Origin of the sequence: Xenorhabdus sp. NBAII XenSa04 (assembly GCF_963866145.1) — a bacterium.
GTDB classification, from domain to species: Bacteria; Pseudomonadota; Gammaproteobacteria; order Enterobacterales; family Enterobacteriaceae; genus Xenorhabdus; species Xenorhabdus indica.
This window is the reverse complement of the sequence record NZ_CAWMEB010000335.1, coordinates 58704-69413: the sequence shown is the minus strand read 5'-3', so window position 1 is coordinate 69413 and position 10710 is coordinate 58704. Positions and strand designations below refer to the sequence as shown.

The window sequence follows — 10710 nt, the reverse complement described above, 5'->3', positions numbered from 1 at the left end:
AGGTCGTCATAGCGATCATAATGTTTGGTTGAGACGCCGGGTTTTTTATGGTTTTGCAGCCTATCTCTCATCTCAGAACTGATCCCCATCTCTCCTGTAAATCTAATATTTCACTTGCAGATTCACACAATGGGATTACGTGGTAATCACCGTTGCTCAAGCCCAATGCATTATCGAAGATATCAATCCTCGCCGTCCACAAAATCCAAGATTTCTACCTATGTCGGAAATATCTATGATTCATATTGTTCTCCGCAACCATGCAACCATACAGGTAAACTGCTAGGATATGGAGATCTTTAGTGGGTGTTTCATCCAAATTAGTCGGAGGTAAGTTATCGGGATTAAGAGGATGTTATCACTGTCCGTTTTTTAAATATCAAATGTGCAATAATCCCGCCAACCAATCCCCAAAATGCTGAGCTGATCCCCAGTAAATTTGCTCCTGATGCTGTGATTAGAAAACAAATAATGGCGGCATCCCTTGTAGATTCATTTTTGATTGCCAGATTTAAACTATTTGTAAAAGTACCAAGGAGGGCTAATCCGGCCAAAATCTTTATAAATGGAGTTGGAAAAGCGTTAAATAAATAGAAGATGGCTCCACCAAAAATGCCTGCCAGTACATAGAAAAAACCAGCACTCACAGCGGCAATATACCGTTTATCCCGATCTGGGTGGACATCATTTCCCATGCAAATGGCTGCTGAAATTGCGGCAATGCAAATACTGAATCCCCCAAAAGGTGTCAGAATAATGGTTACTAATGATGTCCAAATAAGTAATTTTGATGTGCGAGATGGATATCCCGCCGCCTGTAGAGTAGCAATCCCCGGTGCATTTTGGGATGCCATCGTGACGATAAAAAATGGAATGCCTACACCAATAAGTGTGGTTGCGCTAAATTGTGGCATGACAAATTTAGGCATGGAGAACATGATGCTTTCACCTGCCAAATTTAAATTGCCGCTGAGGATACAGAGAATAACCCCTGCCGCAAGTGTTGAAATTATTGCGTATAACGGAAAGTAGCGGCGGAAAATTAAGTAAATAAGTAGCATGATGCCACAAAGCCAAAAGTTGGATTGTAGTATTGCAAAGGCATCCAAACCGAAGCGGAGTAATATTCCGGCAAGCATTGCGGCCGCGATGGAATGCGGGATGTAGTTCATCAGTTTGGCAAATAGCCCAGTGATACCGCATATCAACATTAATGTTGAAGCGAAGATGAAAATACCAATGGCTTCATTGACAGAAGTATTCGGAAAATGTGTCGCCAACAATGCAATTCCCGGTGTTGACCAGGCCGTTAAAATGGGAGTGCGGTAATAAAGTGATAACGCAATTGTTGAGATTCCCATCCCAATACCGAGCGTAACTAGCCAGGCACCAATTTGTGATGATTCGACACCAATCGTTGTCAATGCTTGGAGAATTATTGCAACTGAACTAGCATAACTAACTAATACCGCAACAAAACCTGTAACAAGCGTTGCTGGTGAAAAATCTCTAAAAAATGATTGCTTAGGCATACGATATTACCTATCGGATGTTATAACGGACGATGGTGAGAATATCACCGTCTGTTTTAGCATTCAACCCAATGTATTTATTTTGAGAAGGCACCAATGAGTGATATCACACCGAAAATTGCCGAAAAATTTAAGTCATTAAGAGCTTATCGAGGGGTAAGTCTCAGTCAGGCGGCTAAACTGACGGGAGTTAGTAAGGCGATGCTTGGGCAAATTGAACGCGGTCAATCAAGCCCGACGATTTCTACACTGTGGAAAATTGCAACAGGTTTTAATGTCGCCTTTTCAACCTTTTTGGAGGGCACAGAGCCTCAGCTTCAGCCTGTATTACATCGATTTAATGAATTACCAATCTTTGAACAAAACAATTCAGGTATGCGAGTAACACCACTGATCCCCTTTGATGATGAATTTTTCATCGATTTATTCAAAATAGAATTGTTACCGGGGGCTTCAAGTGAATCTTCTCCTCATGAAATTGGGATGGTGGAGCATGTTATTGTGCTCAGTGGAGTGTTAGATCTGCGTATTAATGACACCTGGCATAAAATTTCAGCAGGTGAATCAATGCGTTTTCATGCCAGTTGTAACCATGCTTATGCTAATTCAGGTGATGATATTGTCGTTATCCATAACCTCATTCATTACCCACATCACTCATTACCTACATAATTACCTGAAAGAGTTGGCGTACAGATTGCTCATACAGATGTTAATATGGCGATTTAAATCGCCATATCTTAACGTTATCTCATTTATTAAAAAAACTAAAGTGTGAAAATAAAATAAACAAAATTGTTAATGCTTGATATAAGCAGGAAATATAATTTCCTTGACAACGACTAACTGCTGGCGATATTAATTTATAATATGGTAAAAAATCTGAAATATTCATCTGATATATCTATATCTACCCAATCAGATTTAAAATTACAGCATATATATTTTATGGATTTCAAGATGCAACTTGAAAGACGACGGGTATATAGCAAGTAGCAAGAGAGAGGGCATATGAATAGCCGAATAATACATCAGTATTCCACTATACATGCTTTGATGTCTGGTGTTTTTGATGGAATGTTTACAATATCGGAAATCAGTCAAGGTGGCTCATTTGGTATTGGCTACTTACATGCACTCGCAGGTGAAATGATTGCACTGGATGATACTTTTTTTGAAATTCAGGGAGAGGGGAATGTGCGCCGTTTCTATGCTCACGAGCAGTTGCCATTCGCACAGTTGACATATTTCAATCCTAATGAGCAGTTTCCTGTTGCGAATATCAACAAAAAATCTCTTTATTCCGAATTATCCACTCAGGTAAATATTGATAATATTTTTGTTGCGATAAAGATTGAAGGTAATTTTAAAAATATCCGGTTTCGTCGTATGAATTGCCAGGAAAAACCCTTTATTGAAGCAGTTACAAAACAATCCGAAGAGACATTACATGATATCTGCGGTGTGATGGTTGGGTTTTGGACACCAGATATCTTTCACGGTGTTTCTGTTGCAGAGTTTCACATTCATTTTATCGATGACACCCGGACAAATGGCGGGCACGTTATTGATTTTGAATTACATAATGGTCTTTTAAGTTACGAGTTAAAACAAGATATAAAAATCCATCTGCCAGATAAATAGTGTATATCTTAATGCCGACCTCATATTATTAGAAAAGCTGAAGAATGATCAGGAGCCTGTAGAAAAATGATATTTTTTATTCTCATTTAAGGCAGGGAAAGAGTAACTTCAATCCCTGCTCTGGATATCAGTTACTTGTTTTTAAGACACTTGAATATTCCACCGGAACCCATTTATATCCCTGTTTTTCTTTACGAATATGTCCAATACCCGGAAAGGGTAAGTGGGCACCGCCAATTAACCATTGTTGATGTGAGGCTTCTTCAAAAATAGATTTACGTGCTTCAATGGCTTTATTGTTATCTACATCGAATTCAATAGAAATTTCGGGGTGTGTCAGTTGTACTGCATGAAAATGTACAATATCACCCAAAATCAACATATGACTTTTGCCTGAATGTACCAGGTATGAAGTATGACCGGGTGTATGGCCAAAAGTGGATATTGCTTTGATGCCGGAAATAACCTCTTCTCCACTTTTAAAAGTATGAAATGCCTTTGCAGCAATATACGGTGCTACAGCTTTTTGAACCATGTTAGCGAATGACTGATTTTTTTCTGAAGTTGAAGCTACAAGCTGAGGGTTCAACCTGAAATTATTTTCTTCCTCAGAAATATATACAGTCGCATTCGGGAATATGGCTTTACCCTCCGGTGAAGTAATGCCACAAGCATGGTCTGGGTGCATATGTGTCAGTAATATGGCTTTTACTTCTTCTGGTTGATAACCCGCAGAACGGATATTATTAATAATATCTCCCGCTGTGTGTCCAAAGCAGTGGCTACTGCCTGCATCAATTAATACCAACCCTTCTTTGGTATTGACAAGATAAGCATTTATCGCTGTCTGAATGCCCTCTTTATTTTCAATCTGGAACATTCGTGCGATCAGTGCCTGAATATTTTTTTCATCAAGACCTTTGAGTAAAGAAGGGGAAAGATCGATGTGTCCATCATAAACAGCGGTAACCGTGAAATCACCAACGAGATGATGATAATAACCAGGAACCTGATTTGCAGGTTGTTCAGCAAATGTTGTCGAAGCGGTGGACATTGTAGAAGTTGCCATCACTCCTGCGAGTGTCAATGTAATAGCTAGATATGATTTCTTAAAAATATTTTTCATTAAATACTCCAGAAATTAAGGGAATAAAATAACTATAATTTATCAGTGTTATGAAAAATAAATTAATTAATGAAAAATAGGATGGATACAGATTAAATGTTGATAAGTTAATAATTGATTGAATGATATAAGATAAAAAAATAGATAACACGATATTATGGTGTCAAAAAAACATCTGCTTCCCTTAAAAAGGATTAAATAAATTTTAATAAGTAATTCTCAGAAACAGTCTTTATTCATTTTTTTGTAATCTCATAAAATGAGGTTGTCAGATTAATTTAAATTAATGTTGAGATAGTGGCTTATTCTTATTGCAATAAAATCCTTGGCCCTGCTCCTTTTTCTCCCAATATATCATTTGGGTTGCGTAGCGGGCACTCTGTCAGTGAAAGGCATCCACAACCGATGCAACTGTCCAGATTATCGCGTAACTGGGTTAGCTTTGTGATACGTTGATCCAGCATATCCCGCCATTGTGAAGAGAGCATACGCCATTGTTCTGCCGTTAGTTTGCTGTTGGGTGGAAATTGACTCAATATTTTTTGTATTTCTTTCAAAGGAATACCTGTACTTTGTGCAACTTTGATAATCGCGATATAACGCAGAACAATGGCAGGAAAACGACGCTGATTTCCCTGGTTACGTGAGCTTTTGATTAACCCTTTTGACTCATAAAAATGAAGTGTTGATATAGCAACTCCACTACGTTTTGCTACTTCTCCGATGGTTAAAGCTCTATTAAAATCAATGTCTTTATCTTTCGCCATTTCAGTTGATCTCAAGTTAATTTGAGGTTTTATAGTCATACCTGATATTTCTGTCAATTAGAAAAATATTCTTGTTGATTCGACATTCGCGTCTATTGACAGGTGAAAAAGTGAATCAGCAAGGTAAATATTTACAGGTGGAAGGGTCTGCGTTATTGTTTCCATCGGTTCAGAAAAATAGCCTCCCCTCTATTTTGATTTTGGCAGTTTTTCTGAAGATGCTCTTGATGTGCCTGCTCGTCAGGTAATGAGTTATGCCACTGTTGCAGGTATATCCGTTGCAGACAACAAATAGTCATAGTCCAACAATTGTTCTGTTAATACAGGGCCTTTTGGTGAGAGCGTTGGTGGTGCAGAGCGCCTGACCAAACAGGAACACCAAAAAGATTACGTCAGTGCCAGTTAGTGAAGGTACTGATAAAGATTAACGTGTTACCAAAGGATGAAGGCTGAAAGGTTGCTGAGGCAATGGTATTGTTTGTATAAGCGACGGCATTGTTTTGCAAACGGGACGCTTCATAGAGCCAATCATGACAACAGCATATTATTCCTATCCATTACAATTTGCTTATTGGGTGCCCAATGTTTCCGGCGGTCTGGTAGTCAGTAAAATTCCTCAGCGCACTCAGTGGGATGCACGATATAATCGGCGGTTAGCACAGATCGCCGAACACGCCGGATTTGATTATGCCTTGACACAAATCCGTTTTACTGCCGGATATGGCGCCGAAAATCAGCACGAATCAGTAACTTTTTCTCAGGATTTGCTGGCGGCGACTGAAAAATTGAAAGTCATTGCCGCGTTGCTGCCCGGTCCCTGGAATCCTGCCCTGGCTGCCAAGCAGATAGCTACCATCAGCCACCTTTCCGGTGCTCGTATTGCCGTGAATATTGTCAGTGGCTGGTTTCGCGGTGAGTTTAAGGCCATTGGTGAACCCTGGCTCGATCATGAAGAGCGCTATTTACGCTCTGAGGAATTTATTCGCTGTCTGCGGGGGATCTGGCAGGAAGAACAGTTCACTTTTGCCGGAGATTTTTATCGTTTTCGGAATTACAGCTTAAAACCGAAACCTCTTCATCCACAGCCGGAAATTTTTCAGGGAGGTAGCTCACGTGCCGCGCGGGACATGGCTGCACGGGTTTCTGACTGGTACTTCACTAACGGTAATAGTACAGAAGGTGTGCGTCAACAAATCGACGATATTCAGGTTAAATCCCGGCAAAACGGGCACTCAGTAAAAATTGGTATGAATGCGTTTGTGATTGCCAGAGACAGTGAGCAACAAGCGCGGCAGGTGCTGCAAGAGATTATTGATCACGCTGATGTGGATGCAGTGAAAGGTTTTCAGCATGAGACACAGAATGCGGGCTTGGCTTCACCGGAAAAAGAAGGGAACTGGGCGAAATCCAGCTTTGATGATTTGGTGCAGTATAATGATGGTTTTAAACCGAGGCTGATTGGTACACCGCAACAAATAGCTGAACGGATTATCGACTATAAGAAAGTAGGCGTAGATCTATTGTTGCTAGGATTCCTCCATTGTCAGGAGGAGGTTGAATTCTTTGGACGAGAGGTTATCCCTCGTGTCCGGGTACTTGAACAACAGTTAACATCAGAGTTAAGAGCATGAAGAAACTACGGGTGGTGATCTGTGGCGATACCTTCTATGTCTCTGACAAAGAGGCTAACCTTATGTCTGATAATATCGTGATCGGCATGGATATTGCCAAACACAAAAGTGCGGATTTTGGATAACGATATGTATGATTGCTGTTTTTTCACGGGGATGTGGATCATATAGTGGTTCACATCCCCAACATAAAATCAAGCCGTTAAGCCAATCTGTTGATTATCAATCAGGCGTGTTTTTCCTAACCATGCCGCCATCAGGATCACAGCCTTTTTGCTCTGTGATGTTAAAGGTTGCAAATTTTCTGCATCACGAATAAATATCTCATCCGGCATAAAACCTTCTTCTCGTAGATGAGTGGACATTATTTCAAGCAATTGTTCAATATCCCGTTCGCCATTTTTCAACCTTTCAGCCGCACATTGCATGACTTGGTTTAGCAGAGGTGCTACTTTTTTTTCTTCTGGAGACAGAAGATTGTTGCGTGAACTGAGTGCCAGCCCATTTTTATCGCGGACAATAGGTATGGAAACCAGAGTGATATCATAAGCCATGTCAGCAATCATCTTGCGGATAACCTGCAACTGCTGAAAATCTTTTTCACCGAAGTAAACCAGATCAGGCTGGATCAGATTGAACAGTTTGCTGACAACCGTGGTGACTCCACGGAAATGCCCCGGCCGGCTTGCACCTTCAAGCATATAAGAGAGTTCAGGTACTTCAACAAAAGTCTGTTTGCCGTTTAAGCCATTCGGATACATTTCGTTGACATTAGGTGCAAAAACCATCTCAACATTGCGGCGACTCAGTTTTTCACAATCTTCCTGTAGGGTTCGCGGGTAGTTGACTAAGTCATCTTCGCGATCAAATTGCATTGGATTGACAAAAATACTCACAATGACTACGTCAGCTTGGGCTTTGGCAGTATCAACCAGAGCCATATGACCATCGTGCAGATTGCCCATTGTAGGCACAAAGGCAATTCGTTTTCCGGCCTGACGCCAACGACGGATTTCACGGCGTAAAATGGGGATTGTTTCTATAATCAGCATTGCTCTACTCCTTTATAATTGGCCGTCATGCTGTGTATACCCGTCATCTTTCTTGAAATCCATAGGGTATAGATTAATTGAATGAGTGTGCTTGATCGGGGTATGTGCCGTTTTCCACCTGTTCAATATACAGGTTGATGGCATCCCTGATGTTGCCGGTTTCTTTGAGAAAATCTTTGGCAAATTTTGGTGGTTTTGCGGTAATGCCCAAAGCATCATGCATGACGAGGATCTGACCATCAGTTTGATTGCCCGCACCAATGCCAATAACCGGGATTTCCAGCGCTTCAGTCACTTTCCGTGCGAGTTCTGCTGGTACACATTCCAGCACTAATAACTGCATCCCGGCTTTTTCTAAGGCAATAGCATCGTTAATTAATTGTTGAGCTGTGGGCTCATCACGCCCTTGTACTTTATAGCCCCCTAATATGTTAACGGCTTGTGGTGTCAGCCCCAGATGCCCGCAAACGGGAACGGATCGGGCGGTCAGCATTTTTACTGTCTCACACAGCCAGCTTCCACCTTCAATTTTGACCATATTAGCGCCTGAACGCATTAAAATAGCGGCATTATTGCAGCCTTGCTCTGGAGTGGCATAACTCATGAAAGGCATATCGGCGATCAGAAAAGCATGGGGAGCACCAGCGCGGACGCTTCGGGTATGGTAGGCAATATCTTCTACTGTAACCGGTAAGGTAGAATCAAACCCTTGCACAGTCATGCCGAGTGAATCGCCAATAAGCATGACATTGATACCTTGGGCAGCAAACAGGTGAGCGAAGCTAGCATCGTAAGCCGTAATTGTAGCAAACTTACGTTTCTCTTTTTTTAACTGGCTCAGGTCAGCCAGAGATATTGGTTTCATTATTACCTCCTGAATAGTTATACCCTTTATTTTTTGCGTACTGTGCTACAACCAAAACGTCAGGCCATTTTCTGGAACATGTTTTAATCGTTCTGCCAATGTTTCTTTATCAGGAAACACGAGATCCGGTGCAATTTCTGCAAGCGGATAAAGCATAAATTCGCGTTGTTTTAAACCGTAGTGGGGAATAGTCAGACGTTCAGTATTAATTGTTTGGTCACCGAATAACATGATATCCAGATCAAGTGTTCTCGGCCCCCAACGCTCATCTTTGCGGACACGTCCTTGAGCCAGCTCTATCGCCTGAGTGTGATCAAGCAAGGTTTCTGGTAGTAAGTGGGTATCCAATGCAACAGCCAGATTGAGATAGTCTGGCTGATCCTGTGGTCCCAACGGTTTAGTGCGATAAAATGAGGAACGTGCAATAAAAGTTGTTTCAGGGATTGTTTTCAGGGCAGCAAGTGCATTATCAACTTGCTGCAAAGGATCAGCCTGATTACTGCCAATAGCGATGTAAACCCTGGTCATAGTATTAGACATGATTCCAGTTAATTCCTGTTATGGCGAGGGCGATTATAACCACCCCGGTGATGGCGTGTTCTGCGACGAACAGGCTCACAGCCAAGTTCAGAGATCATGCCCCGCTGTTGTGAAGGTGTTGATTGTTGGAATTTTGTCCACCAGTGCACTAGTTCTTTCAGTTCATGACGTGGTTCAACGCTGGCACGCAATTCCAGTAAATCAAAAGCAGCCCGGAATTTTGGGTGCTCCATCAATTTATTTGCTCGTTTCCCCTGACGGCGCGGCAGGCGAAGCTGCAATAGCCAAATATCACGCATAGTTGTGGTATGGCGTTTCGGAATGGCAATTGAACGGCACTGTTCATCAAGAATATCATTCATCGCCAGAGCAAAGGCATCGTAATACTGTAAGCCACTTTCCTGCGTCAGTTTTTCCGCATGTTCAATCAGTGGATACCATAATATTGCCGCAAATAAGAAAGCAGGATTGACCCGCTTGTCATGCTGGAGACGATAATCGGTATTTTTTAATACCTGCTGCAACAGTTTTTCCATCGCTGAATCACCGTGTTGGGTGAATCCACGTTGGATTAGCGGGAATAATGGCTCAAATAGCTGGTATTCACGCAGTAACTTATAAGTACTGTAACCGTGCCCTGCCTGTAGTAGTTTCAGGGATTCATCGAATAGACGGGCGGGAGGAATCTCTCTTAGCAGAAACGCAAGACGTGGGATAGGTTCGGCAGTGGTCTCATTGATAGTCATGTTTAGCTTGCTGGCGAAACGGATGGCCCGCAGCATCCGTACCGGATCTTCGCGATAGCGGGTTTCCGGATCACCAATCAGGCGAATAATCCCTTCTTCCAGATCGGCCATTCCACCGACATAATCCCGTAGGGCGAAATCTTCAATACCGTAATAGAGGCTATTGATAGTGAAATCGCGGCGGATGGCGTCTTCTTCCACTGAACCAAAGATATTGTCACGCAGTAACATTCCACTTTGAGCTTTGTGTGACTGATTGCGGTCATTGCATTCAGTCTGTTCATGTGATCCACGGAATGTGGCAACTTCAATCACATCTGGCCCAAACATAATGTGGGCAAGGCGAAAACGGCGACCAACAAGGCGGCAGTTACGGAATAATTTACGTACTTGCTCTGGTGTTGCGTTGGTAGCAATGTCAAAATCTTTCGGTTTTTTGTGCAGTAATAAGTCACGTACACCGCCGCCTACCAAATAAGCCTCGAAGCCAGATTTATTCAGGCGGTATAGAACCTTCAATGCATTTTCACTGATATCTTTGCGTGAAATAGGGTGCTGTTCCCGCGGGATCACGGTGATCAGGGGGGCAGAATGTTTTGCCTTTCCAGATGTTTTCTTCATTTTGATGTTTTCGGCATTTGATGAAGATATGCGATTCACTCTGCTATGTTTAGGCAGAGTGCTGCTCTCTGTTTGAGCAGAATGGTCAGATATGGTGACTGGCCTTTCACTGGCTGCCTGTGTTTCGCGTTTTATCTTGGTTTCGCGGATCAGCAAATTACGGCAGAAAGTTGCTACTCGGTTAAA

General features: G+C 42.1%; 11 protein-coding genes and 1 pseudogene. 4 read left to right on the top strand and 8 right to left on the bottom strand.

Going from position 1 to position 10710, the window contains the following annotated elements; genetic code table 11:
* Positions 1 to 95 (bottom strand): annotated as a pseudogene (locus AAC147_RS12060) (integrase); the annotation flags it as partial.
* Positions 96 to 344: 249 nt separating this feature from the next.
* Positions 345 to 1532, bottom strand: a complete 1188-nt coding sequence (locus AAC147_RS12055; RefSeq protein ID WP_047681341.1) for a benzoate/H(+) symporter BenE family transporter — start codon at positions 1530 to 1532, stop codon at positions 345 to 347.
* 96 nt (positions 1533 to 1628) lie between these two features.
* On the opposite strand from AAC147_RS12055, the gene AAC147_RS12050 reads away from it, so the two are divergent.
* Both AAC147_RS12050 and budA read left to right on the top strand, forming a co-directional pair.
* A complete protein-coding gene (locus tag AAC147_RS12050) occupies positions 1629 to 2204 on the top strand; it encodes a helix-turn-helix domain-containing protein (RefSeq protein WP_047681338.1) in 576 nt (191 codons plus the stop codon).
* A 339-nt stretch (positions 2205 to 2543) separates the two neighbouring features.
* The gene (gene budA / locus AAC147_RS12045) at positions 2544 to 3176 is read left to right on the top strand and encodes an acetolactate decarboxylase (protein WP_052189525.1); all 633 of its coding nucleotides are present in this window, start codon (positions 2544 to 2546) and stop codon (positions 3174 to 3176) included.
* A 127-nt stretch (positions 3177 to 3303) separates the two neighbouring features.
* Here the strand turns inward: budA and AAC147_RS12040 are convergent, their stop codons facing one another.
* Positions 3304 to 4302 carry an MBL fold metallo-hydrolase gene (locus AAC147_RS12040; protein WP_047681336.1) on the bottom strand — a complete coding sequence of 333 codons (999 nt, stop codon included), beginning with the start codon at positions 4300 to 4302 and terminating at the stop codon, positions 3304 to 3306.
* A gap of 308 nt (positions 4303 to 4610) precedes the next feature.
* On the bottom strand, positions 4611 to 5069 hold the full coding sequence (gene soxR / locus AAC147_RS12035; protein ID WP_047681360.1) for a redox-sensitive transcriptional activator SoxR: 459 nt from the start codon (positions 5067 to 5069) through the stop codon (positions 4611 to 4613).
* A 530-nt stretch (positions 5070 to 5599) separates the two neighbouring features.
* Here soxR and sfnG point away from each other — a divergent pair.
* Complete coding sequence (gene sfnG / locus AAC147_RS12030) at positions 5600 to 6700, top strand: dimethylsulfone monooxygenase SfnG (protein WP_047681333.1); 1101 nt, start codon at positions 5600 to 5602, stop codon at positions 6698 to 6700.
* On the top strand, positions 6697 to 6825 hold the full coding sequence (locus tag AAC147_RS12025) for a hypothetical protein (protein ID WP_255347660.1): 129 nt from the start codon (positions 6697 to 6699) through the stop codon (positions 6823 to 6825). The genes sfnG and AAC147_RS12025 overlap by 4 nt, the downstream gene beginning before the upstream one ends.
* A 69-nt stretch (positions 6826 to 6894) precedes the next feature.
* On the opposite strand, the gene panC is transcribed toward AAC147_RS12025, so the two are convergent.
* The 4 genes from panC to pcnB form a co-directional block, all read right to left on the bottom strand.
* Entirely contained in the window at positions 6895 to 7752 is an 858-nt protein-coding gene (gene panC / locus AAC147_RS12020; protein WP_047681330.1) for a pantoate--beta-alanine ligase, read from the bottom strand.
* Between the two features lie 73 nt (positions 7753 to 7825).
* Positions 7826 to 8617: a 3-methyl-2-oxobutanoate hydroxymethyltransferase gene (gene panB / locus AAC147_RS12015; protein ID WP_047681327.1), complete on the bottom strand. Its 792-nt coding sequence runs from the start codon at positions 8615 to 8617 to the stop codon at positions 7826 to 7828.
* A 45-nt stretch (positions 8618 to 8662) separates the two neighbouring features.
* On the bottom strand, positions 8663 to 9145 hold the full coding sequence (gene folK / locus AAC147_RS12010) for a 2-amino-4-hydroxy-6-hydroxymethyldihydropteridine diphosphokinase (protein ID WP_047681357.1): 483 nt from the start codon (positions 9143 to 9145) through the stop codon (positions 8663 to 8665).
* Between the two features lie 20 nt (positions 9146 to 9165).
* The gene (pcnB, locus tag AAC147_RS12005) at positions 9166 to 10524 is read right to left on the bottom strand and encodes a polynucleotide adenylyltransferase PcnB (RefSeq protein ID WP_222941791.1); all 1359 of its coding nucleotides are present in this window, start codon (positions 10522 to 10524) and stop codon (positions 9166 to 9168) included.
* Between the last annotated feature and the right edge of the window lie 186 nt (positions 10525 to 10710).